This window comes from Pseudomonas sp. ABa2 (genome assembly GCF_056676075.1).
In genome coordinates this window covers 144,477-166,320 of the sequence record NZ_CM155239.1, presented here as the reverse complement: position 1 = coordinate 166,320, position 21,844 = coordinate 144,477, and the positions used below count along the sequence as shown (strand labels likewise).

Sequence of the window (21,844 nt, the reverse complement as noted above, 5' to 3'; positions counted from 1 at the left end):
GGCTCCCGGTCCGCTTACAGCGGCATCTTCATGATGTCGTCGAAGGCCGTGGCCAGCTTGTTGCGCACCTGCAGCAGGGCGCTGAAGGACACGCTGGCCTTCTGGCTCTCGATCATGGCGCCGACCAGATCGTCGCTCTGGCCGCTGTCGACCGCGGCCATGGCGGCGCCGGAGTGGTGCTGCTGGGCGTCCACCGCGCGTATCGCGTCGTCGAAGGCGGCGGCGAAACCGGCCTCGCCGGGCTGTCCGGCGAAGACCTGCGCCGGCTGGATCGGCGCGGCTTCGCCGAGGTTCTTCAACTGCTCCATGCGGCCCAGCAGGTCCTGCTGCACCTGGGTAATAGCGTTCATCCTGCGGTCTCCTAGACGGGAATCTGTACGCCCTGCTCGCGCATGGCGTTGAGGCGGTAGCGCAACGCGCGCGGGGTCATGCCGAGGCTCTCGGCGGCCTTGGTCTTGTGCCCGCCGAAACGGCGGATGGTGTCGATCACGTGCTGGTACTCGGCCCACTTGCCGCTGGCGCGCAGCGCCGCCTTGCCGCCCTCCAGCAGCTGCGGCTGCAGGCGTGGCGCCGGCTCGGCAGGCGCGCTCGGCGGCACCGCCAGGCCGAGGTCCTGGGCCTGGATATACAGGCCGTTGCGCAGCACCAGGGCGCGCTGCAGGCAGTTCTCCAGCTCACGCACGTTGCCCGGCCAGTCGTGGGCCAGCAGCGCGCGGCAGGCGTCCTCGGTGAGCAGCTCGTGGCGCGCGTCCTGCGCCGCGTACTGGCGAATGAAGCGGCGCGCCAGCGGCAGCACGTCGTCCTTGCGCTCGCGCAGCGGGCTGATGTGCAGCGGCAGCACGTCGAGGCGGAACATCAGGTCGGCGCGGAAACGGCCCTCGGCCACCTCCTGCTGCAGGTCGCGGTTGGTGGCGGCGACGATGCGCACGTCGAGGGGGATTTCCTTGCGCCCGCCGAGGCGCTCGACGCACTGCTCCTGCAGCACGCGCAGCAGCTTGGCCTGCAGGCCCAGGGGCAGCTCGCCGATCTCGTCGAGCAGCAGGGTGCCGCCGTTGGCCAGCTCGAACTTACCCGGCTGGGCGCTGACCGCGCCGGTGAAGGCGCCCTTCTCGTGGCCGAAGAGGATGGATTCGAGCATCTGCTCGGGAATCGCCGCGCAGTTCACCGCGATAAAGGGCGCGTCACCGGCGGCCGAGAAGCGGTGGATGTAGCGCGCCATCAGCTCCTTGCCGGTGCCGGTCTCGCCGGTGATGAGGATGGGCGCGCGGGTCATGGCCACGCGCTGGGCCATGGCCAGCAGGCGGCGACCGGCCTGCGAGCAGGAGACGAAGCCTTCCTCGCCGGCGCTGGCCGATTCCTGGCGGCGCAGCAGCGCACTCAGCTGAGCCTCGCTGAACGGCGCCAGCAGGTAGTCGACGCAACCCAGCTCGAGCAGCGCGGCGGCCTTCTCCTGGTCGGCGTACTCCACCACCGGCACCACGCCGACGCGGCTGGCCTGGCGCAGCATGGCGCCAACCTGGGCATACAGGCTGGGCCCGGCCAGGCTGCTGACGAACACCAGCACCAGGCTGGCGCTCTGCAGGACCTGCGGGTCGAGCTCCAGGCAACTGGCGAAACGCCGCACCCGGTAGCCCTGACGGCGCAGGCTGCCGCTCAGCAGGCCGTCGCTGGCGGCATCGGCCTGGCCGACCACCACTATATGTTGCTGCCCCGGCAGTTCGTCGAACAGCCCGTCGCAGGCGTAACTTACCGTTTGAGTTGAACGCTTCAAGGTAAATCACCCGTTGTCTTTATCTGCCCGCTGGCAAGTTGCGTCCCGAGTTTCAATCTGCCAAGCAGATGACAGTTTTTTTGCACTCGGCCACTTAATCTTTTCGAACTTTCCGTCGCCCTTATCGATCAACGCGGTCAACTACCGACGTCTTCCTCTATAGGCCTCGACGGCATCACGGCGGCGACGTTAACAAGCGCACAGAAATTCGCGAGTTACTTAGTATCAATTGCCATCAATGCTGGCCATCCGCCATCAAAGACAGCATTTGATATCTATTGATTTAATTTCCCGCCCCCCGCTACCTAGACTCCCCCTCGTCATCACTGGCCTGCAGCGCAGCGCCGGGATGGAATCGACGCCATGGCCAACGCAATGCGCAACGGCCTGCCGGCACCCCAAACTGTCTCCTGCAATGCCCGCCTGGCTAACCGGCGGCGCCCACGCAGTTACAACCAGGAATACAGCACACAACATGAGTGGCATTAAAAAAGTCCATCATGGCGTGCCCGCCGACAGTCTGATCCGGTTGAAACCGCAGAAACTTGGCCGGCACTACCACAAGATTCCGCACTATATTCGCGAGCTCTCCAGCAAGTACCCGCGGATCATCAGCGACTACTTTCTGCGCAACTACCGGATCAACCTGGAGTTGCTCAAGGTGGAGGTCCATGAACAGGTGGTGCAGGACGCCGAGTGCCTGTATCGCTCGACGCTGGGCAAGGTCGGCTTCGCCATCGACCGCGCGCTGCTGACCGAGGCGCTGGAGTGCTACTACGGCGGCACCTGCCTGCCCAGCCACGAGGCGCCGCCGATCAGCAGCTCCGAGCAGCGCATGCGCACGCGCCTGGGGCTGGACGTCAGTCAGCTGTTCGCCCGCTCGATCCTCGCCGGCGACACCTTCGGCAAGCTCGAACCCCACGACAACGCCTACGACGAGGCGGTGTGGGAATACGTCGCCGAGTTCCACTTCACCAGCCATATCACCGGCAGCCAGGCGTCGATCTTCATCTACCTGGACACCCAGCTGGTCGACGAGCTCACCAGCCGCCTGAGCAGCCGGGCGCCGACGGCCCAGGGCGGCAATTCGCTGAACCAGATCCGCCAGCTGCCGGTGCGCCTGGACTGCGTGGTGGCCAGCCTGCAGATGCCCCTGTCCCAGGTGCTGGGCCTGCGCCCCGGCGACATCCTGCCGATGCGCCTGCTGGAACGCTGCGAGGTGCAGATCAACCAGCACAAGCTGTTTCGCGGCGCCATCTTCGAAGACGACGGCTCCCTGTTCCTGACTTCTCTTGAGAGCGTGAAGACCCCATGAGCAGCCCCATTTCCGATAACGATTTCGACAACCTGATCAACGACGCCGGGCTCAACCTGGACGAGCTGGAGCCGCAAGCTGCGCCCGTCGACGGCCCGGCGACCCTGCCGCAGCAGGACCTGAGCTTCTTCGGCAAGATCCCGGTCAACGTCACCCTGGAAGTGGCCTCCACCGAGATCTCGCTGAAGGAGCTGATGGACGTCGACGCCGGCAGCGTGATCGCCCTCGACAAGCTGGCCGGCGAGCCGCTGGACGTGAAGGTCAACGGCGCGCTGTTCGCCAAGGCCGAAGTGGTGGTGCTCAACGGCAACTACGGCCTGCGCATCGTCGAGCTGTCCGGCAGCGCCCTCAGCGGGCTGGGCGCCTGATGCCGCGCCGCCTGCTGCACCTCGGCCTGCTGCTGGCGGCCCTGGGCTGCCCGCTGCTGGCCCAGGCCGCCGGCGGCGACATCACCCTGCTCAACTTCAACGACAGCGAGAACGGCCAGACCCTCAGCGTCAAGCTGCAGATCCTGCTGATCATGACCTTGCTGGGCTTCCTCCCGGCCATGCTGCTGATGATGACCTGCTTCACCCGCTTCATCATCGTCCTGGCCATCCTGCGCCAGGCCATCGGCCTGCAGCAGAGCCCGCCCAACCCGGTGCTGATCGGCATCGCCCTGTGCCTCACCCTGCTGGTGATGCGCCCGGTGTGGCAGGAGGTCTACACCCAGGCCTACGTGCCGTTCGAGGCGGACCAGATCAGCCTCGAGCAGGGCCTGGGCGAAGGCAAGCGCATCATCAGCCAGTTCATGCTGGCGCAGACCAGCAAGAACTCGCTGGAGACCCTGGTCGCCCTGGCTGGCGAGGAGCTGCCGGAGGATCTGGCCGAGCTGGACTTCTCCCTGCTGCTGCCGGCGTTCGTGCTCAGCGAGCTGAAGACCGCCTTCCAGCTCGGTTTCATGATCTTCGTGCCTTTTCTGGTGATCGACTTGGTGGTGGCCAGCGTGCTGATGGCGATGGGCATGATGATGCTGTCGCCGATGATGATCTCGCTGCCGTTCAAACTGATGATCTTCGTCCTGGTCGACGGCTGGACCCTGCTGGTCGGCACCCTCACCAGCAGCGTTCAGCCGTATTAGCGAGGTCGCCCATGCTCACCCCCGAATACGCCGCCGGACTGGTGGCCCATGCGGTCTACATCACCGGCCTGATCGTCTGCGTGCTGGTGGTGCCGAGCCTGCTCGGCGGCCTCTTGGTGAGCATTTTCCAGGCCGCCACGCAGATCAACGAACAGATGCTCAGCTTCCTGCCGCGCCTGCTGATCACCCTGGCCATGCTGGTGTTCGCCGGCCACTGGATCCTGCGCACCCTGGGCGATCTGTTCATCGAAACCTTCAAGCAGGCCGGCCACCTGGTCGGCTGATGCCCATGCCCCTAGACGAGCCCCTGCTGCACGCCGGCAGCTACCTGTCCAGCCTGCAGGCTTACTGGTGGCCGTTCTGCCGCATCCTGGCGCTGATGAGCATGGCGCCGCTGTTCAACCACAAGGCGGTGTCGGTGCGCGTGCGCATCCTCCTCGCCCTGGCGCTGACGCTGGCGCTGGGCGCCGCCCTGCCGGACATGCCGCCGATCGATCCGCTATCGCTGCAAGGACTGTTCACCGCCCTGGAGCAGGTCGCCTTCGGCGTGCTGCTGGGGCTGACCCTGCAGCTGGTGTTCACCATCTTCATGCTGGTCGGCGAGGTGGTGTCGACCCAGATGGGCATGAGCATGGCGCGCTACAACGACCCGGTAAACGGCGTGTCGTCGTCGTCGATCATCTATCAGCTGTACTTCATCCTGCTGGTGCTGCTGTTCTTCGCCATCGACGGCCATCTGGTCACGGTCAGCGTGCTGTACCAGAGTTTCCTGTTCTGGCCGGTGGGCAGCGGCCTGCATTACCTCGGCGCGCAGAGTTTCATTCAGGCCTTCGCCTGGGTGTTGGCCGCCGCCGTGCTGGTGACCCTGCCGCTGGTGTTCTGCCTGACCCTGGTGCAGTTCTGCTTCGGCCTGCTCAACCGTATTTCGCCAGCGATGAACCTGTTCTCCCTGGGCTTTCCCATCAGCATCCTGATGGGCCTGTTGTGCATCTACCTGACCCTGCCCAACCTGCCGGACAGCTACCTGCACCTGACCCGCGAGCTGCTCGACGATATCGGCGTGATCCTGCGCGAGGGCGGCCATGTCTGAGCAAAACAGCGGTCAGGAAAAGACGGAAGAGGCCTCCGCGCACAAGCTGAAGAAGAGCAAGGAGGACGGCCAGGTCGCGCGTTCCAAGGACCTGTCGACCACCATCTCGCTGCTCGCCACCCTGTTCATCCTCAAGTTCAGCGCCGGGCTGTTCCTCGAGGGGCTGAGCGACAGCTTCCGCCTGTCCTATATCCAGTTCGGCCACAGCGAGATCGGCCTGGACGATCTCGACACCCTGCTCGGCTACAACATCCTGGTGTTCATCAAGCTGCTGGCGCCGCTGCTGCTCACCTCGCTGCTGGTGGTGGCGCTGTCGCTGGTGCCGGGCGGCTGGGTGTTCTCGGCGAAGAACTTCACGCCCAAGCTGAGCAAGCTCAACCCCATCACCGGCCTCGGGCGAATCTTCTCCGCGCAGAACTGGAGCGAGCTGCTCAAGTCGGTGCTCAAGGTGCTGGTGCTGCTCGGCGTCGGCTATGTGCTGGTGCGCGCCGCGCTACCGGAACTGATCGCCCTGCAGCGCAGCAGCGTGCTGCAGGCCATCTCCGCGGCGCTGAGCCTGACCTTCAACCTGACCCTGTGCCTGCTGCTGGTGTTCGTGCTGTTTTCCTTTATCGACATCCCGCTGCAGCGCTACTTCTTCCTCAAGAAGATGCGCATGACCAAGCAGGAGCGCAAGGAAGAGCACAAGAACCAGGAGGGCCGCCCCGAGGTCAAGGCGCGCATCAAGCAGTTGCAGCGGCAGATGCTGCAACGACAGATCAGCAAGGTGATCAAGAACGCCGACGTGATCATCGTCAACCCGGTGCACTTCGCCGTGGCGCTCAAGTACGACGCGAAGAAGGCCGCCGCGCCCTTCGTGCTGGCCAAGGGCGTCGACGAGACCGCGCTGTACATGCGCCAGATGGCCAAAAAGCACGAACTCGAGGTGCTGGAGATTCCGCCGCTGGCGCGCGCCATCTACCACAGCACCCAGGTCAACCAGCAGATCCCGGCGCCGCTGTACACCGCGGTGGCCCACGTACTGACCTACATCCTGCAGCTCAAGGCCTGGCGCCAGGGCCGCAGAAGCAAGCCACACCTGGCGAGCAACCTTCCGATTCCCGACAGCTTGGCCAACAGGGGCTGATCCATGAACCTACTGCAGCAACTCGCGCCCACCTTCCGCAGCGGCCGCATCGGCATCCCGGTGCTGATCCTGTCGATCCTGGCCATGGTCATCCTGCCGCTGCCGCCGGTGCTGCTCGATGCCCTGTTCACCTTCAACATCGCCATGGCCATCCTGGTGCTGCTGGTCAGCGTGTCGTCGAAGAGCCCGCTGGACTTCTCCCTGTTCCCCACGGTGATCCTGATCACCACATTGCTGCGCCTGTGCCTGAACGTCGCCTCCACCCGCGTGGTGCTGCTCGAGGGGCATACCGGCACCGGCGCGGCGGGCAAGGTGATCGAATCGTTCGGCGAGGTGGTGATCGGCGGCAACTTCATCGTCGGCCTGGTGGTGTTCGTAATCCTGATGATCATCAACTTCATCGTCATCACCAAGGGCGGCGAGCGCATCTCCGAAGTCACCGCGCGCTTCACCCTGGATGCCCTGCCCGGCAAGCAGATGGCCATCGACGCCGACCTCAACGCCGGCCTGATCGACCAGCACGAGGCCAAGCGCCGGCGCGCCGAGGTGGCCAAGGAAGCCGACTTCTACGGAGCGATGGACGGCGCCTCGAAGTTCGTCCGCGGCGACGCCGTCGCCGGCATCCTGATCCTGTTGATCAACCTGTTCGGCGGCTTCGCCATCGGCCTGTTCATCTACGACCTGGGCGCCGGCGAAGCCTTCAAGCTGTACGCCCTGCTCACCATTGGCGACGGCCTGGTGGCGCAGATTCCGGCACTGCTGCTGTCCACCGCGGCGGCCATCATCGTCACGCGGATCAACGAATCCTCGGAAATCACCCAGCAGGTACACCGCCAGTTGCTGGCCCAGCCGGCGCTGCTCTACACCGTGGCCGGCATTCTGTTCACCCTGGCGCTGGTGCCGGGCATGCCGCATCTGGCCTTTATCAGCTTCGCCGCGCTGGTGGCCTTTATCGCCTGGATGGTCTCGCGCAACGCGCCGCCAAGCGAGGCGGACAGCCTGCAGCAGGTGGAAGCGCTGGGCAAGGCGATGGAGCAGGAGCGCGCGCAGAACCTGGCCTGGGAGGATATTCCGCTGGTCGAGCGTCTGTCGGTGTCGCTGGGTTACAAGCTGGTCGGTTTGGTCAACGAGGCTGCCGGCGCGCCGCTCACCCAGCGCGTGCGCGGCGTGCGCCAGACCCTCTCGGAGAGCCTGGGCTTTCTCCTACCCGAGGTGCAGATCCGCGACAGCCTGCGCCTGAAGGCCTCGCAGTACAGCATCCAGATCAACGGCGAGAAGCTCGACGGCGCCGAGCTGCATGCCGACCGCATGATGGCCATCCCCTCGCCGGAGCTGTACGGCGAGATCGACGGCATCCTCGGTGTCGATCCGGCCTATCGCATGCAAGTGGTATGGATCCAGCCGGAAGACAAGGCCCGTGCGCTGAACCTCGGCTACCAGGTGATCGACTGCGCCAGCGTGATCGCCACCCACCTGAACAAGGTGATCCGCGAACACCTGCCGGATGTGTTCAAGCACGACGATGTCGACCAACTGATGCAGCGCCTGCAGCTGCAGGCGCCGAAGCTGGCCGAGAGCTTGAAGAACCAGCTCAGCTATACCCAGCAGCACCGCGTCTACCGCCAGCTGCTGCAGGAGCAGGTGCCGCTCAAGGACATCGTCACCATTGCCACCACCCTGCTGGAAGCCAGCGAATCGACCAAGGACCCAGTGCTGCTGGCCTCCGACGTGCGCTACGCGCTGCGCCGCAGCATCGTCGGCATGATCGCCGGCGAGCGGCAGGAGCTGTCGGTGTTCATCCTCGAGAATGCCCTGGAAAACACCCTGCTGGGGGCCCTGGCCATCGCCCAGCAAGCCGGCCCGGTGAGCCTGGACAACATCCCGGTCGAGCCCAGCCTGCTCAATCAGTTGCAGACCAGCATGCCGGTGGTGAAGGAGAAGTTGCGCAAGGACGGCCATCCGCCGATCCTCACCGTGATGCCGCAGCTGCGCCCGCTGCTGGCGCGCTACGCGCGGGTGTTCAGCCCCGGCCTGCACGTGCTGTCGCAGAACGAGATTCCCGACCGGGTCGGCGTCAATATCCTCGGCACCCTGGGCTAACCGGGGCCCGTTCATCGCCGGGTGGATGTCGCTCTTCACCTCCAGCACAGCGAAGCGCGCGCCCTCGGCTAGGGGCGCCGCGCGCACCGCCCGCCTATACCTGCTCCTGGCGCCTGTTGCGCATCCCCTCGATCAAGCGCACATAGGCCGGCGCCTCGCCGACCACCGCCAGGCCCGCCTCGAAGAAGCCGGTGCGGCTGTTCTCCTGCGACCACTGGCAGACCATGTCCACCTCCACCTGGCGCAACTCACCCTCGCGATCGCGCATGCGCAGACGCAACTGCAACTGGCTGCCCGGCTCCACCGGGCTATCGCTGAGCAGCCTCATGCCGCACTCGGACACATCGCCGGCATAGCCGATCAACTCGTCGCGCTCGCGCTGACTGACCTTGATGCGGAAGGTGGAGCGAAAGGTGATACGACTGGATCGGCGCATAGGAGAATGCCTTGGTACTCACTACGTCTAGTTATATGGCGAAGATCAGGACAGCAGACTGACCACGCTGGAGCGGCTGATATTGGCCTGGGCCACCACGGTCTGGGTCACCGCGGCGTAGCTGCTGGGGCTGCGGCGCATCAGGCTGAACACCTCGCCGGCGAACTCGCGCGCCCATTCGCGTTCGTTCTGCTCGGCGTGCCGGGCGAGAAATTCGCGGATCTCCTGCTGGCGATGGCTGAGCTGCTCGCGCAGCGCACCGATCTTGTCCAGCGCCGCCACCACCTCGTCCAGCGCCCGCCGCAGTTCGCGCGCGCCGTCCAGCCGCGCGGCCTCGGGCAGGCGCAGCAGTTGCTCTTCCTGGCTGGCGACGGGTGCCGCGGCCTTGGCCGCCAGCTTGCCTTCGCCCTGCACGCGCAGCTCGCCCTTGAGCTGCTGCCAGTCGTTCTCGCGGGCGCTGAATTTCAGCGCGCCGCCGCTATCGAGTTCGGCGCGGATGCCGGCCGGGCCGAGGCCGGCGTTGAAGCGGCGGAGGATCTGCTGCTCGCTCAGGCCCTCATCGAGCACCACCGCCAGCGGCTCGGCCAGCTTGCGCCCGGCGCTGAACAGCAGGGTCTCCTTGCCGGCCTGCTGGATCGCCGCCATGGACTCCAGGCCCTGCAGACCGAAGCGGCTGCGCACCGGTTCGGTCAGGCGCAGCTTGAAGCCGGCGTCGAGCGACTGCGCCGAACGCTGGCTGCGCTGGGCGAGCAGCTGGCGCACCTGCTCCAGCTCCTGCTTGAGGCCCTCGCGCTCGCCGGCTTGGGCGTTGCTCAGCTCGCGGCTGAGGCTGAGCTTGAGCTGGCCGAGGCGCCCGGCCAGCTCGCCGAGGTAGCTGTCGGCGGCCTGCATCGAGGTCAGCTGCTGGTTGAGCTGCAGGTTGAAGCTGGCGTGCTTGCCACGCGGCTGCGCCGCCTGCTCGGCGGTGGGCGCCTGCTTGCGCGGGCGTTGCATGGCCTGTTCGCCCTGCACCGGACGGCGCGCCTGCGGATCGAGGGCGGTGACCACCGGCAGCTGCTTGTCGACCTTGATCACGGGCGGGGTTCCTTACAGCAGCGCGAACAGCGACAGCTGGTTGATCTTCAGGTAGGTCTTCTGCGTCGCGCCGAGGGCCAGCTGGTAGTTGTTCAGGTCGATGGTGGCGCCGGCGTAGTCCAGCTGCGACAGCTCGCCCTCGATCTTCTGGTTGACCAGCGAAACCTCCTCGTTGCTGCCCTTGAGCAGGGTCAGGGTGTTCTGCCGGCCGCCCAGTTCGGTGATGGCGCCGAGCACCTGGGCGTGGCTGTCGTCGAGGCTGTTCAGGGTGTCGAGAATCTGCTGGCGCACGGCCGGGTCGCTGGCGTCCAGCGCCGGGTCCTGGAGGGTGGCGACCAGCCCGTGCAGCTGGTTGAGCATGTCGGCGCCGGCGCCGAACACGCCCAGGGCGGTGACGTTCTCCTCCACCAGCACGCCGTTGGCCACCGCGGCCTGGCGGTGCTTGTCGTTGCCGGTGACGCTGTAGCTCTGGGTGGCGGCATCGAAGCTCAGCGCCTGGGTGTCGCTGAGGGTGCCGGAGAACAGGTAGCGGCCCTCTTCGTCGCGCACGTTGGCGAAACTGAGGATGGTGTCTTCGATGATCGCCAGTTCGCCGGCCATGGCGGCCAGGTCTTCGCTGGTGTTGGAGCCGTTGGCCGCCCACAGCAGCAGGTCGCGCACGTTGAGCATGGCGTCGGAGGTGGACTTGAGGTTGGCCTCCTGGGTCGACAGGCTGCCGGAGACGTTGGCGATGTTCTTCGCGTATTGCTCCAGGCTGGCCTCCTCGCGCTGCACGCGCAGCACCCGCACGCTGGCGATGGGGTCGTCGGACGGCAGCATGATGCGCTGGCCGGTGGCCATCTGCTGCATCAGCTTGCCCAGCTCGGCGGAACTGGCGTTCATCGAGTTGTGCATCATCGCGGTGATCTGCGAGTTGGTGATCCGCATCATGATCTGGCTCTCTCGATCGGCGCGTCAGAACGCGGCGAGCATGTCGTCGAACAGCTGGTTGGCGGTGCTGATCACCTTCATGTTGGCCTGGTAGGCCTGCTGGTAGGTCATCAGGTTGACCGCCTCCTCGTCCAGGCTCACGGCGCTGACGCTGTCGCGCTGGGCCTGGGCCTGCTGGGTCACGGCGGTGGCGGACTTGAGATCGGCCTGATTCTGCCGGCTGTCGCTGGCCACCTGACCGAGCAGCCCGGCGTAGGCGTCGTTGAGGGTGACCTGGCTGCCGTTCAGGGTAATGGTCTGGTTCTTCAGCCCGAGCAGGTCCAGCAGTACCTCGTTGTTGCCGCTCTCGCCGGCCGCCGCGGAGAAGGCCAGCTCCTCGGCGCGCAGCGGATTGACGCTGAGCATCGCCGTGGTGCTGTTCGGGTCGTAGGCGAACAGCGCCTGGCCGGGATTGCCGTCCAGGTCGAAGCCGGTGGCCAGCACGTCGTTGACCATCTGCGCCAGCTCGCTGGCGATGTCGTGCAGCGCCTGCTGGTTGGGGCGCAGGCTGGCGTACTCGACGTCGTGCAGGCCGCCGAAGGCGCCACCGAAACCGTCCTGGCGCAGCGGGAAGCTGGTGCCGGCGAAGGCCAGGCTGACCTCCTGCTCGCCGCTGGCGGTCATGCTCACCTTGAGCTGGCCGGCGGTGGGCCCGGCCACCAGCGGCTGGCCGTTGGCCAGGGCGACGCTGACGGCGCCGTCCGCGGTCTCGTTGACGCGCAGCTTGGCGAACTGGCTGAGCTCACCGATCAGGCTTTCGCGGTGGTCGCGCAGCGCGGTGCTGTCACCCTTGACCGACTCGGTCTCGACGATCTTCTTGTTGAGCAGGGCGATGTTCTCGGTCAGGCCGTTGATCTCGCTGGCCATCGCCGTGCGCTGCTCCTGCAGGGCCTTGATCTGCGCGTCGATATTGCTGTTCAGGCCGTTGAAGCGCTGCGCCAGGTTGCCCGCCTCGCCGAGGACCTGCTGGCGCAAGGCGATCGAGCTGGGGGTGGCGCTGGCCTCGCTCAAGGCGGCGAAGAACTGGTCGAGGCCGACGCTGATGCTCGACCCCTCGCCGGCCATCAGGCCTTCCAGGGCGGTCAGGTACTGCTGCGCGGCGCCGTAGTACTGCTGCTCGGTGGTGGCGCGCCACAGTTGCTGGTTGTGGAATTCGTTGGTCATGCGGCGAATGCTGATCACCTCGACACCACCACCGACGCTCAGCCCGCCCTGCCCGGCGAGCGAGCCGGTGACGGTCTGCAGGCGGCTGAAACCGGGGGTGTTGACGTTGGCGATGTTCTGCCCGGTGCTGGCCAGGGCGACCTGGCTGGCGCGCACACCACTGTAGGCGATCTGATTGAGGATGCTCACGAATTAACTCTCCTGCCGCTCGAAGCGCATCGGCTGAGCGAATGCCGCCAGACGCGGCGTGGCGCCGCCCTCGACGGAAATGTCCTGGGTTACCGGAGAAAGGGCGACGCAATCGCCGGCGGACTTAAGCTCGCCGCGCGCCAATAGCTGCTGGCCGGCGACAGCGCCCAGCAGCAGGCCGCTGTCGGCGCTCAGCGCGCTGGCCAGCTGCTGGCGGGTCTGCGCGCTCAGCGCGGTCTGCGGCGGCGCAGTCTCCTGGACCGGCGTTTCACCGCTGGCCAGGTCGCCGAGAATCTTGCGCGTGTAGTCGCGGGTTTCCTGGAAGGGGATGCGCTCGATCCAGGCGCCGGTGCCGATCTCGCCGCGACGCGGGTCACCGTGTGCCTTGAGCCACTCGTCGACCCGGCCCGGGCCGGCGTTGTAGGCCGCCAGCGCCAGCGCCTGGTGGCCGTCGTAGCGCTGCAGCAGCTTGTCCAGGTAGGCGCTGCCGAGGCGCTTGTTGTAGGTGGCGTCCGTGGTCAGGCGCGCCTCGCTGAACGGCAGGCCGAGTTCGGCGGCCATCTCCCGCGCGGTATCGGGCATCAGCTGCATCAGGCCGCGGGCGCCCTTAGGCGACACGGCGTCGACACGGCCGGCCGATTCCTGCTGGATGACCCGCTCGACCAGGGCGAGAAAGCCCGCCGAACCCTTGCTCCAGACCTGGCCGAGGCTGTCGATGCCGCGCTGCCAGGTGCTGCGCAGCGGCTCCAGCAGGCTGCTCGACGAGCGCGGCGGCAGCTCGGCCGCGCGCGCCGTGGCCGCGGCTGCGTCCAGGTCCGGCGCGCTGCCGGCGGCGCCGGACAGCTGCTTGACCAGCATATCGGCGATGCCGGTCTGCTTGCGCCCGGCCAGGGTCTCGGCCAGCACCTCGTCGTAGAAGTCGCGCATGGTGTCCAGCTCGCGGCTGCGCATCGGGTTGCCCTCGGCCAGCACGTCGCTGGCCTTGCGCATCTGCTTGAGGATCTGCTGCAGGAACAGCGCCTCGAACTGCTCGGCGGCGGCCTGCAGCTGCTGCTCGCGGGCGGTGCCGATGCCGTCGGCGCTGCCGCGGTGGCTGTTCATGTGTTGGGCGAGGGAAACGATGCTCATGGCTCAGATCACGATCAGTTCGGCATTGAGGGCACCGGCCTGTTCCAGCGCCTGGAGGATGCTCATCACATCGTCCGGGGTGGCGCCGAGGCTGTTCACGGTGTTGATGATGCTGTCCAGGCTGGCGCCTTCGGGCCACTTGAACATGGCGTTCTGGTCCTGGCTGACCTCGATGTCGGAGCGCGGCACCACCGCGGTCTGGCCGCCGGAGAAGGCATTGGGCTGGCTGACCTGGGGGTTCTCGCTGATGGTCACGGTCAGGGTGCCGTGGGCCACCGCGGCGGCCTTGACGCGCACGCCCTGGCCGACCACCACGGTGCCGGTGCGGCTGTTGAACACCACCTTGGGTCGCTCGCGACCTTCCTCCACCTCGAGGCCCTCGAGCATGGCCATGAAGCCGATGCGCTGAGTGCTGGTGAGCGGCGCGCGAATGGCAATCTTGGTGGCGTTGAGGGCGCTGGCGGTGCCGCTGCCGAAACGGCCGTTGACCGCCTCGACCACCTTGGCGGCGGTCTGGAAGCTGGGCTGGCGCAGGTTGAGCATGACCTCGTCGCGTTCGCTGAAATCGCTGGGGATCGTCCGTTCCACCGTGGCACCGTTGGGCACCCGGCCGCTATTGGCCGAGTTGATCGCCACGCTGGAGCCGCTCTGGCCGCTGGCGTTGAGCCCGCCGACCACCAGCGCGCCCTGGGCCAGGGCGTAGATCTCACCGTCGACGCCGTGCAGCGGGGTCATCAGCAGCTGGCCGCCGCGCAGGCTCTTGGCGTCGCCCAGCGAGGCGACGGTGACGTCCACCGTCTGCCCCGGGCTGTAGGACGGCGGGATCTCGGCGGTGACGGTGACCGCGGCGACGTTCTTCAGCTTGGGATCGACGTTCGGCGGCAGGTTGATGCCGAACTGCTTGATCATGTTGGCCACCGACTGGCTGGTGAACTTGACCTGGTTCTTGTCGCCGGTGCCGTCGAGGCCGACCACCAGGCCGTAGCCGATCAGCTGGTTGCCGCGGATGCCCTCGACGTCTACCAGGTCCATCAGCGGCACGGCATGGGTCGACAGCGGCCAGGTCAAAAGCGGGGCGACGAGTAAGCGTTTGAGCATGACCAGGCCTCAGAGCGGGAACAGCGGATGGATGAAGAAGCGCGTCAGCCAGCCCGCCGAGTTGCTGTCGTTGAGCGCGCCGCGGCCGGCGTAGGAGATGCGTGCGTTGGCCACGTTCTGCGAGGACACCTGGTTGCTGCGGTTGATGTCGTCCATGCGCACCAGACCGACCAGGCGGATGTACTCGTCGCCCTGGTTCAGGCGCAGGGCCTTCTCGCCCTTGATCAGCAGGGTGCCGTTGGGCAGCACCTGGTGCACGGTGACCGCGATGGAGCCGCGCAGGGTGTTCTGCTGCGAGCTCTTGGCCGAGCCGGCGAAATCGCGCTCGGCCTCGGCCGCGCTTTCCAGCTGGTCGTACTGCTTGCCGAGCACGGTGGGAATGCCCACCGAGAGGCTGGAGTTCTTGCCGAAGCTGGTGCCGGCGCTCTTGCTCGACTGGGTGGATTCGTCGAGCACCACGGTGAGGATGTCGCCGACCCGCACCGCGCGCTTGTCGCCGGTCAGCGAGCCGCTGTAGCCGCTGCGAAACAGCCCGCCGCTGGTGGCGGGCGGCTGGCTGTAATCCAGCTGCAGCGGCTCGTAGTGGCTGGAGTCCTCGTCCGGCAGCATTTCCTCGAAGCTGGCGCAGCCGCCGAGGGCGAGGAGCAGGCCGAGGGCAATCAGGCGTTTCATGGCGATCACACGGTCTGGTTGAGGAACTGCTGCATGCCGGAGGCGGCGTCCAGCACCTTGGCGTTGGCCTCGTAGGCACGCTGGATGGCGATCATGTTGACCATGGCCTCGACCACCTGCACGTTGGAGCCCTCCAGCACGCCCTGCTTGAGGTTGCCCAGGCCCTCCTCGCCCGGCACGCCTTCCACCGGCTCGCCGCTGGCCACGGTCTCGCGGTAGAGGTTGCCGCCCAGGGCTTCGAGACCGGCCGGGTTGGTGAAGTTGGCCAGGGTGATCTGGCCCAGCTCCACCGGCTGGGTGTCGCCCGGCAGCACCGCGGTGACGATGCCGTCGCTGCCCACGGTGAAGCGGCTGCTGCCGGCCGGCACTTCGATACCCGGCACCAGCGGCAGGCCCTGGGCATTGACCATCACGCCCTCGGCGTTGAGCTGGAACTGGCCGCTCTCGGTGTAGTAGATCTCGCCGGCCGGCGATTCCACCTGGAAGAAGCCGCTGCCGATGATCGCCAGGTCCATCGGCTGGCCGGTGGTCTGGATGCTGCCTTCGGTGAACACCTTCTGCGTGCCGGCGACCCGCACGCCGCTGCCCAGCTGGATGCCCGAGGGCACGGTATTGACCTGGTCGGCCTGGGCGCCGGGCTGCAGTTCGATGGCGTAGAACAGGTCCTCGAACACCACGCGGTCGCTCTTGAAGCCGGTGGTGTTGACGTTGGCCAGGTTGTTGGCCACCGCGCCCATGGCCTTGTCCTGGGCGGCCAGGCCGGTCTTGCTGACCCAAAGTGCGGAACTCATGTGCTTTACCTCATCTGTCAGTAGCCCGGATGCAATCCGGGAGCGATTTCCCCGGATGGCATCCGGGCTACGTAGTCATCAACTGCCGCGGATCATGCGGTTGCCGGCCTCGGACAGGTCCTCGGCGGCTTTCATCATCTTCACCTGGGTCTCGAACAGGCGGTTCAGACTCATGGTCGCCACCAACTGGTCGATGGCGGCGACGTTGCTCGCCTCCAGGTAACCCGAGGCCAGCCGCGGCGCTTCCAGGTCCTCGGCCGGCTCGCCATCGCTGCGCGCCAGCAGGCCGCTGGCGTCCTTGACCAGGTCGCCGGCGGCGACCTCGACCACACGGATGCGGTCGACCTCGGCGCTGAGAAAGTCGCCGCGCGGGATCACCGAGACGGTGCCGTCGCGGCCGATGCTCAGGCTGTCGTACTCGGGCAACACGATGGGCCCGCCCTCGCCGAGCACGGCGCGGCCGTTCAGGGTCAGGCGCAGCTCGGCGTCGACCTGCAGCGCGCCGTTGCGGGTGTAGCGCTCGGCGCCGTTCTCGCCCTCGACGACGAACAGCCCAGGGCCCTGGATCGCCACGTCCAGATCGCGACCGGTGGCCATCAGCGCGCCGGGGGTGAGGCTCACGCCGTTGTTCTTCACCTGCGCCAGGTGCCGGCTGTCGTAGCCGTAGCCCTCCACGGCCACGGCCTGGGCCTGTTCCAGGTCGGCGCGAAAGCCGGGCGTGTTGACGTTGGCCAGGTTGTTGGCGCGCACCGTGAGCGAACTCATGGTGCGGCTGGCGGCGGTCATTGCGGTGTAACCGAGACGGTCCATGGGTCAGCCTCAGATCGCGCCGAACAGCACTTGGGTGAGTTCCTTGTTGGTGGTCAGCACCTTGGTGTTGGCCTGGTAGTTGCGCTGGCCCTCCATCAGGCCGACCAGCTGCTGGGTCAGGTCGACGTTGGAGTTCTCCAGCGAACCGGCCACCAGTTCGCCGAACGGGCCGACGCCGGGCACGCCGATCAGCGCCGCGCCGGACTCGGCGCTCTCCACCCAGGCGGTGCCGCTGACGTTCTTCAGGCCGCCGGCATTGGCGAAGGTCGCCAGCGCCACCTGGCCCTGCAGCATGCGCTGGCCGTTGCTGTAGTTGGCGTAGACCATGCCGTCCTTCTCCACCGACAGGCCGGTCTGCTCGCCCGCCGCATAGCCGCTGGCGCGGTTGCTGGTGACCACGAAGTCGGAGCCGTACTGGCTGGAGTTGCTGTAGTCGATGGCGATGTTCATCGGATCGACGCCCGCCAGCGGGAAGCCGACGGCCACCGGGCCGACCGGCGCGGTGAGGCTGCCGTTGGTGCCGAAGGTCAGCGCCTGCGGGCCGCCGACCGCGGCGCCGTCGGCGTAGTAGTGGGCTTCCCAGGCGTTGTCGGCGGTCTTGACGAAGTACTGGGTCAGGGTGTGTTCCTTGCCCTGGGAGTCGAACACCTTGGTGGTGTAGGTGGAGTTGTAGGTGTTGACGTCCGCCGGGTCGAAGGGCGCGGTGGCCGGCACGGCCTGGTTGGAATCCAGGTTCATGACGAAGGCCAGGCTGTCGGTGGCGCGCGCCGGCAGGTTGGCGTTCTGCAGCTGCAGATCGCCCACGGCGCCCACTAACAGGTTGCCGGCGGCGTCTACCGGGTAGCCCTGCAGCACCTGGCCGGTGGCGCTGACGATGTTGTTGTTCTTGTCGGCGCCGAACACCCCGGCGCGGGTGTAGCTGACGTCGCCGTTGCCGCCGCGGGTAACGAAGAAGCCGCCGCCGGAAATGGCCAGGTCCAGGCTACGCCCGGTGGTCACCAGGGAGCCGCCCTGGCTGATGCTCTGGGTGCTGGCCAGCACTTCCACGCCCATCGCCTGGCTGTCGGCGTAGATGCTGCCGAACTCGGTGCGCGACGACTTGAAGCCGGTGGTGCCGGCGTTGGCGATGTTGTGGCTGATGGTGTTGAGTTGTTCGTTGACGGCGCTGAGGCCGGTCATGGCGATATTGAAACTCATGGCGACTGGACCTTTGAATTAAGCGAAGAAATGGAATCAGAGCAGGCCGGCGGTGTGCGCCTGGCCGAACTCGGTGATGTTGTAGAAGGGCACGGAGCCGACGCCGACCACGTCCAGCACCGGGCCTTCGGCGCTGACGCGCACCTGGGTGACGCGACCGGCCACCTCGACCTTGGGGTACTCGCCGCTGTCGCTGACCACCTCGACCTGGTAGCGGCCGGGTGGCAGGCCCAGCGCCTTGGGGTCCAGCTCGAAGGGCACCGCGCCCGGCGCCTGGCTGCCCAGCGCGACGGTCTTCTTCACCCCGTTGCCGTCGGTAAGCACCAGGCTCAGCTGGCCGGCGGCATGTTCCAGGTTGAACGCGCCACTGATCTTGTCTTCGCCCAGCTGCAGCTGCTCGGTGGCCACCTTGACCTCCTGGCCGACCAGGCCGGCGGCGGTGAGGGTCTGCAGGTTGTCCAGCAGCACCAGGTTGCTCTTGCTCAGCGAGGCCATGTTTTCCAGGCTCTTGACCTGGCTCATGGCGGCGAACTGGTTGAGGAACTCAGTGCTGTCCACCGGCTTGGTCGGGTCCTGGTTCTGGATCTGCGCGACCATCAGGCTGAGGAAGTTGTTCTCCAGCTGGGTCGCGTCGCTGACGTTGACCGCCTGCGTCACCGCCTCCTCGATGCCGTAGACGTGATTGCTCTGGCTGTTGTTGCTGACCGTGGTCATCAGGATTCTCCGAGCTTGAGCAGGCCCTGCTGCATGCTTTTCAGGCGGTTGAGCACTTCCACGCTGGTCTCGAAGCTGCGCGTGGCCGACATCATGTCGGTCATCTCCTCGATCTGATCGATATCGGCGTAGAACACGTAGCCCTGGTCGTCGGCCAGGGGGTTGTCCGGCTCGTAGCGGCGCACCGGCTCGCGGCCGGCGCCGACCACGTCGAGCACCTGCACATGGGCACCGCCCATGCCCAGGCCGCGGGTCAGCTGGTCGTTGCCGTACACCGCGGCGAACACCGGCTTGCGCGCCTGGTACACGTCCTCGGCCTTGGCCGCGGCGGAGTCGGCGTTGGCCAGGTTGCTGGCCACGGTGTTGAGGCGCACGGTCTGTGCGTTCATCGACGAGCCGGCGATGCGGTAGATGGAGTCGAAAGCCATGATCAGCGCCCCTCGATGGCCTGTTTCAGGCCCCTGAATTTCATGCTGAGAAAGGTCAGGCTGGTCTGGAAGTCCATGCTGTTCTTGGAGAACGCCGCCTGCTCCACACTCAGCTCGACGCTGTTGCCATCCTGCGACGGCTGGGTCGGGATGCGGTACTTGAGTTCCGCGCTGCTGGCGGCGAAACGCTGCTGCGGGTCGAGCCGCTGCATCTCGCCGGCGAAGTCGATATCGCGGGCGAGAAAGCCCGGGGTGTCCTCGTTGGCCAGGTTGGCGGCAAGAATCTCGCTGCGCTGCATGCGCAGTTCGAGAGCGCGCGTATGCAGGCCCACCACCTCATCAATCCGTATACTCATTCACCGCTACCCTTAACCCAAGGTTGTGCTGCAGTGCCTTGAGCACAAAGCGTGCCCAACCTTTATGAGAGCAACATACCTTTGATTTATAAGGGATTTTCCAGGATGCACGAGGCTTTCCGCGTCGCCCGGCTTCCGCATCGACAAGGTGCCGGGAGGAAAAGCGGAAAGGCCTTTTCCGCCTGCGCCCGCGCGCTTTTCCTCCTCGCCCTGTTGCCATTCGGCGCCGCGCGCGCCGAGCCGGATGCCGCCGGCCAGATCGACCAGGCGATTGCCGCGCATATGCAGCAGCAGCTCGCCGCCGAGGCCAAGCGCCAGGCCTGGCAGGGCATGCGCCACAGCCTGAGCACCACCCTGCTGAGCGGCGCCGAGCGGCTGCCGGCCTGCAGCCAGACGCTGGAGCTGAGGGTCGCCGGCGATGACCCCTCGCCCCTGGCGCGTCAGCGCCTGCAGCTGAGCTGCGCCGACACCCCGGGCTGGACGCGAGTGGCATTGGTGCAGGCCAGCGTGTTGGTGCCCGCGGTGCACGCCGCACGGGCGATCGAACGCGGCCAGACCATCGCCGCCGAACAGCTGCAACTGCAGGAGGTGAACGTCGCCAAGGCCTCACGCGGCTTCTACAACAGCGCGGACGAGGTGATAGGTCAGGGCGCCAAACGGCGCATCCGCGCCGGCGCGCTGATCGCCCCGAGCCTGCTGACCACCCCGCTGCTGGTGCGCCGCGGCCAGCAGGTGACCATAGTCGCCAGCCAGGGCGGCATCGCCGCCTCGGCCACCGGCGAAGCCCTGGGCAACGGCCGCGCAGGCCAGGTGATCCGCGTGCGCAACCTCGGCAGCCAGAAGGTGATCGAGGCGCAGGTGGTGGAAGAAGGGGTGGTGACCAGCACCTTCAGATAACGCCGATGCGTAGGGTGGAAAAACCGCGCAGCGTTTTCCACCGGCAAAACAGCGGCGCCAGCACTTGATGAAGCGTGCGCGGGCGGTGGATACACCAGACGACATCTCTCCACGACGAGCCGGCCTGCCGAGCTGTCGCAGAAAAATTCCTCAGCGCCATTTAAGCAGCGTCAGAAGCCGGTCGCCTTACCCCCATAGCAGGCAATCAGCCAGCTTCACTCAAGCGCTCACGCAAGAAGGAATACGCACATGGCTCTGTCGATTCATACCAACTACTCCTCGCTGGTCACCCAGACCAACCTGACCAAGACCAACAACGCCCTGGGCGCCAACCAGCAGCGCCTGGGCACCGGCCTGCGCATCAACTCGGCCGCCGACGACGCCGCCGGCCTGCAGATCGCCACCCGCCTCAACGCCCAGTCGCGCGGCATGGACATGGCCATGCGCAACACCGGCGACGCCGTATCGCTGCTGCAGACCGCCGAAGGCGCGTTCAACGAAACCACTGACATCCTGCAACGCATGAAGGATCTGGCCACCCAGGCGGCGAACGATACCAACTCCGTCGATGACCGCGCCTCTCTGCAAGCCGAGTACGACGAACTGGCCAAGGAAGTGACCAACATCTTCAACAACACCAAGTACGCTGGCGAAGCGCTATTCACCACCAAGCTCGCAGCTCCGGTCAACTTCCAGATCGGTTCCAGTTCGGCTGAAACCCTTGCATTTGACGTCAGCGCAGATCTGACTGCTCTGGATACCACTCTCAACACCACCATTGCTGCCTTTACACTCGATAGCGCCGCCAACGCAGGCACTGCAATCGATGGACTGGAAACTGCGCTGAACGAAGTCGGCTCGATGCGTGCCCAGTTCGGCGCCAACATCAACCGCCTGAACCACACCGCCAACAACCTGAGCAACATGAAGGACAACACCGACATGGCCAAGGGTCGCATCATGGATGCCGACTTCGCCAAGGAAAGCGCCAACATGACCAAGAACTCGATGCTGATGCAGTCGGGCATCTCCATGCTCAAGCAAGCCGGCCAGATGCCGGGCATGGTCATGTCCCTGCTGGGCTGATCCCGCGTCATCCGGGCGCAACGGATTGCGCCCATCCCCCCGAACGCCCTGCCTCGAGGAGGCGTTTCTCATGGCCCCGCCGCCGCCCGTCGCTCTCTCGCCTTATCAGCCAAACCGATCAAGCGTCATCCAGCCACGGCCTGCTCGAGCAAGCGCCGGCGATTCTCGCCGATAGCGTCGACTTCGCCCGCGCACCGGCTGGTATTGGGTCAATGCCTGCAGCAACCGGCAGCCTGCCCGCGCAGAGGGCGGCTGGTACAAGACTTGCCACTGCATTTTCCTGACGCCAGAATGCCGACAGTCCATCGCCGGG

At 66.4% G+C, this 21,844-nt stretch carries 24 protein-coding genes; 9 read left to right on the top strand and 15 right to left on the bottom strand.

Annotated elements, in window-relative coordinates:
- Positions 1 to 14: 14 nt before the first annotated feature.
- Complete coding sequence (gene fliE, locus AC1G9C_RS00815) at positions 15 to 350, bottom strand: flagellar hook-basal body complex protein FliE (protein ID WP_021445085.1); 336 nt, start codon at positions 348 to 350, stop codon at positions 15 to 17.
- Positions 351 to 361: 11 nt separating this feature from the next.
- Positions 362 to 1,771 carry a sigma-54 dependent transcriptional regulator gene (locus AC1G9C_RS00810; RefSeq protein WP_480409197.1) on the bottom strand — a complete coding sequence of 470 codons (1,410 nt, stop codon included), beginning with the start codon at positions 1,769 to 1,771 and terminating at the stop codon, positions 362 to 364.
- Positions 1,772 to 2,246: 475 nt separating this feature from the next.
- Here AC1G9C_RS00810 and AC1G9C_RS00805 point away from each other — a divergent pair, with 475 nt between their 5' ends.
- From AC1G9C_RS00805 to AC1G9C_RS00775, 7 genes are read left to right on the top strand one after another with little or no spacing between them, the layout of a single operon-like run.
- Positions 2,247 to 3,086, top strand: a complete 840-nt coding sequence (locus AC1G9C_RS00805; RefSeq protein ID WP_480409196.1) for a FliM/FliN family flagellar motor switch protein — start codon at positions 2,247 to 2,249, stop codon at positions 3,084 to 3,086.
- Positions 3,083 to 3,454, top strand: coding sequence for a flagellar motor switch protein FliN (gene fliN, locus AC1G9C_RS00800; protein ID WP_480409195.1), 372 nt, complete (start codon positions 3,083 to 3,085; stop codon positions 3,452 to 3,454). The genes AC1G9C_RS00805 and fliN overlap by 4 nt, the downstream gene beginning before the upstream one ends.
- Positions 3,454 to 4,206 (top strand): flagellar type III secretion system pore protein FliP, encoded by a 753-nt coding sequence (gene fliP / locus AC1G9C_RS00795; RefSeq protein WP_480409194.1) that lies wholly within the window; start codon positions 3,454 to 3,456, stop codon positions 4,204 to 4,206. Before fliN ends, fliP begins: the two co-directional genes overlap by 1 nt.
- An 11-nt stretch (positions 4,207 to 4,217) precedes the next feature.
- On the top strand, positions 4,218 to 4,490 hold the full coding sequence (locus AC1G9C_RS00790; RefSeq protein WP_021441812.1) for a flagellar biosynthetic protein FliQ: 273 nt from the start codon (positions 4,218 to 4,220) through the stop codon (positions 4,488 to 4,490).
- Positions 4,491 to 4,495: 5 nt separating this feature from the next.
- The gene (gene fliR, locus AC1G9C_RS00785) at positions 4,496 to 5,296 is read left to right on the top strand and encodes a flagellar biosynthetic protein FliR (RefSeq protein WP_031302524.1); all 801 of its coding nucleotides are present in this window, start codon (positions 4,496 to 4,498) and stop codon (positions 5,294 to 5,296) included.
- Positions 5,289 to 6,422 carry a flagellar biosynthesis protein FlhB gene (flhB, locus tag AC1G9C_RS00780; RefSeq protein WP_021441814.1) on the top strand — a complete coding sequence of 378 codons (1,134 nt, stop codon included), beginning with the start codon at positions 5,289 to 5,291 and terminating at the stop codon, positions 6,420 to 6,422. The genes fliR and flhB overlap by 8 nt, the downstream gene beginning before the upstream one ends.
- A 3-nt stretch (positions 6,423 to 6,425) precedes the next feature.
- Positions 6,426 to 8,522: a flagellar biosynthesis protein FlhA gene (locus tag AC1G9C_RS00775; protein ID WP_021441815.1), complete on the top strand. Its 2,097-nt coding sequence runs from the start codon at positions 6,426 to 6,428 to the stop codon at positions 8,520 to 8,522.
- A gap of 94 nt (positions 8,523 to 8,616) precedes the next feature.
- Here the strand turns inward: AC1G9C_RS00775 and AC1G9C_RS00770 are convergent, their stop codons facing one another.
- From AC1G9C_RS00770 to flgB, 13 genes are all read right to left on the bottom strand, one after another.
- Complete coding sequence (locus AC1G9C_RS00770) at positions 8,617 to 8,958, bottom strand: PilZ domain-containing protein (RefSeq protein ID WP_480409193.1); 342 nt, start codon at positions 8,956 to 8,958, stop codon at positions 8,617 to 8,619.
- Between the two features lie 45 nt (positions 8,959 to 9,003).
- Positions 9,004 to 10,029: a hypothetical protein gene (locus AC1G9C_RS00765; RefSeq protein ID WP_480410445.1), complete on the bottom strand. Its 1,026-nt coding sequence runs from the start codon at positions 10,027 to 10,029 to the stop codon at positions 9,004 to 9,006.
- Between the two features lie 15 nt (positions 10,030 to 10,044).
- Positions 10,045 to 10,959: a flagellar hook-associated protein FlgL gene (gene flgL / locus AC1G9C_RS00760; RefSeq protein ID WP_480410444.1), complete on the bottom strand. Its 915-nt coding sequence runs from the start codon at positions 10,957 to 10,959 to the stop codon at positions 10,045 to 10,047.
- 27 nt (positions 10,960 to 10,986) lie between these two features.
- Positions 10,987 to 12,354, bottom strand: coding sequence for a flagellar hook-associated protein FlgK (gene flgK, locus AC1G9C_RS00755; protein ID WP_480409192.1), 1,368 nt, complete (start codon positions 12,352 to 12,354; stop codon positions 10,987 to 10,989).
- A gap of 3 nt (positions 12,355 to 12,357) precedes the next feature.
- Entirely contained in the window at positions 12,358 to 13,482 is a 1,125-nt protein-coding gene (locus AC1G9C_RS00750) for a lytic transglycosylase domain-containing protein (protein ID WP_480409191.1), read from the bottom strand.
- Between the two features lie 3 nt (positions 13,483 to 13,485).
- Positions 13,486 to 14,580, bottom strand: coding sequence for a flagellar basal body P-ring protein FlgI (locus tag AC1G9C_RS00745; RefSeq protein WP_480409190.1), 1,095 nt, complete (start codon positions 14,578 to 14,580; stop codon positions 13,486 to 13,488).
- Between the two features lie 9 nt (positions 14,581 to 14,589).
- Positions 14,590 to 15,252, bottom strand: coding sequence for a flagellar basal body L-ring protein FlgH (gene flgH / locus AC1G9C_RS00740; protein ID WP_480409189.1), 663 nt, complete (start codon positions 15,250 to 15,252; stop codon positions 14,590 to 14,592).
- Positions 15,253 to 15,257: 5 nt separating this feature from the next.
- A complete protein-coding gene (gene flgG / locus AC1G9C_RS00735) occupies positions 15,258 to 16,043 on the bottom strand; it encodes a flagellar basal-body rod protein FlgG (protein ID WP_021444229.1) in 786 nt (261 codons plus the stop codon).
- 78 nt (positions 16,044 to 16,121) lie between these two features.
- A complete protein-coding gene (locus AC1G9C_RS00730) occupies positions 16,122 to 16,853 on the bottom strand; it encodes a flagellar basal body rod protein FlgF (protein WP_021444230.1) in 732 nt (243 codons plus the stop codon).
- Positions 16,854 to 16,862: 9 nt separating this feature from the next.
- Positions 16,863 to 18,050: a flagellar hook protein FlgE gene (gene flgE, locus AC1G9C_RS00725; RefSeq protein ID WP_480409188.1), complete on the bottom strand. Its 1,188-nt coding sequence runs from the start codon at positions 18,048 to 18,050 to the stop codon at positions 16,863 to 16,865.
- A 36-nt stretch (positions 18,051 to 18,086) separates the two neighbouring features.
- Entirely contained in the window at positions 18,087 to 18,764 is a 678-nt protein-coding gene (gene flgD, locus AC1G9C_RS00720) for a flagellar hook assembly protein FlgD (protein ID WP_480409187.1), read from the bottom strand.
- Positions 18,764 to 19,192, bottom strand: coding sequence for a flagellar basal body rod protein FlgC (flgC, locus tag AC1G9C_RS00715; protein WP_021443573.1), 429 nt, complete (start codon positions 19,190 to 19,192; stop codon positions 18,764 to 18,766). The genes flgD and flgC overlap by 1 nt, the downstream gene beginning before the upstream one ends.
- Before the next feature lie 2 nt (positions 19,193 to 19,194).
- Entirely contained in the window at positions 19,195 to 19,548 is a 354-nt protein-coding gene (gene flgB, locus AC1G9C_RS00710) for a flagellar basal body rod protein FlgB (protein ID WP_031302991.1), read from the bottom strand.
- A 105-nt stretch (positions 19,549 to 19,653) separates the two neighbouring features.
- Here flgB and flgA point away from each other — a divergent pair, with 105 nt between their 5' ends.
- Complete coding sequence (gene flgA, locus AC1G9C_RS00705) at positions 19,654 to 20,445, top strand: flagellar basal body P-ring formation chaperone FlgA (protein ID WP_480409186.1); 792 nt, start codon at positions 19,654 to 19,656, stop codon at positions 20,443 to 20,445.
- Between the two features lie 249 nt (positions 20,446 to 20,694).
- On the top strand, positions 20,695 to 21,531 hold the full coding sequence (gene lafA, locus AC1G9C_RS00700; protein ID WP_021443576.1) for a lateral flagellin LafA: 837 nt from the start codon (positions 20,695 to 20,697) through the stop codon (positions 21,529 to 21,531).
- Positions 21,532 to 21,844: the final 313 nt, after the last annotated feature.

What these genes read in the sequence shown, in the direction of transcription:
- flhB (WP_021441814.1), top strand. Translation starts at nt 5,289, where the DNA reads ATGTCTGAGCAAAACAGCGGTCAGGAAAAGACGGAAGAGGCCTCCGCG.
- fliE (WP_021445085.1), bottom strand. Translation starts at nt 350, where the DNA reads ATGAACGCTATTACCCAGGTGCAGCAGGACCTGCTGGGCCGCATGGAG.
- flgC (WP_021443573.1), bottom strand. Translation starts at nt 19,192, where the DNA reads ATGGCTTTCGACTCCATCTACCGCATCGCCGGCTCGTCGATGAACGCA.
- AC1G9C_RS00770 (WP_480409193.1), bottom strand. Translation starts at nt 8,958, where the DNA reads ATGCGCCGATCCAGTCGTATCACCTTTCGCTCCACCTTCCGCATCAAG.
- AC1G9C_RS00775 (WP_021441815.1), top strand. Translation starts at nt 6,426, where the DNA reads ATGAACCTACTGCAGCAACTCGCGCCCACCTTCCGCAGCGGCCGCATC.
- AC1G9C_RS00745 (WP_480409190.1), bottom strand. Translation starts at nt 14,580, where the DNA reads ATGCTCAAACGCTTACTCGTCGCCCCGCTTTTGACCTGGCCGCTGTCG.
- flgA (WP_480409186.1), top strand. Translation starts at nt 19,654, where the DNA reads ATGCACGAGGCTTTCCGCGTCGCCCGGCTTCCGCATCGACAAGGTGCC.
- fliP (WP_480409194.1), top strand. Translation starts at nt 3,454, where the DNA reads ATGCCGCGCCGCCTGCTGCACCTCGGCCTGCTGCTGGCGGCCCTGGGC.
- AC1G9C_RS00730 (WP_021444230.1), bottom strand. Translation starts at nt 16,853, where the DNA reads ATGGACCGTCTCGGTTACACCGCAATGACCGCCGCCAGCCGCACCATG.
- flgL (WP_480410444.1), bottom strand. Translation starts at nt 10,959, where the DNA reads ATGCGGATCACCAACTCGCAGATCACCGCGATGATGCACAACTCGATG.
- flgE (WP_480409188.1), bottom strand. Translation starts at nt 18,050, where the DNA reads ATGAGTTTCAATATCGCCATGACCGGCCTCAGCGCCGTCAACGAACAA.
- fliR (WP_031302524.1), top strand. Translation starts at nt 4,496, where the DNA reads ATGCCCCTAGACGAGCCCCTGCTGCACGCCGGCAGCTACCTGTCCAGC.
- lafA (WP_021443576.1), top strand. Translation starts at nt 20,695, where the DNA reads ATGGCTCTGTCGATTCATACCAACTACTCCTCGCTGGTCACCCAGACC.
- AC1G9C_RS00805 (WP_480409196.1), top strand. Translation starts at nt 2,247, where the DNA reads ATGAGTGGCATTAAAAAAGTCCATCATGGCGTGCCCGCCGACAGTCTG.
- AC1G9C_RS00750 (WP_480409191.1), bottom strand. Translation starts at nt 13,482, where the DNA reads ATGAGCATCGTTTCCCTCGCCCAACACATGAACAGCCACCGCGGCAGC.
- flgD (WP_480409187.1), bottom strand. Translation starts at nt 18,764, where the DNA reads ATGACCACGGTCAGCAACAACAGCCAGAGCAATCACGTCTACGGCATC.
- flgB (WP_031302991.1), bottom strand. Translation starts at nt 19,548, where the DNA reads ATGAGTATACGGATTGATGAGGTGGTGGGCCTGCATACGCGCGCTCTC.
- flgG (WP_021444229.1), bottom strand. Translation starts at nt 16,043, where the DNA reads ATGAGTTCCGCACTTTGGGTCAGCAAGACCGGCCTGGCCGCCCAGGAC.
- fliN (WP_480409195.1), top strand. Translation starts at nt 3,083, where the DNA reads ATGAGCAGCCCCATTTCCGATAACGATTTCGACAACCTGATCAACGAC.
- AC1G9C_RS00790 (WP_021441812.1), top strand. Translation starts at nt 4,218, where the DNA reads ATGCTCACCCCCGAATACGCCGCCGGACTGGTGGCCCATGCGGTCTAC.
- flgH (WP_480409189.1), bottom strand. Translation starts at nt 15,252, where the DNA reads ATGAAACGCCTGATTGCCCTCGGCCTGCTCCTCGCCCTCGGCGGCTGC.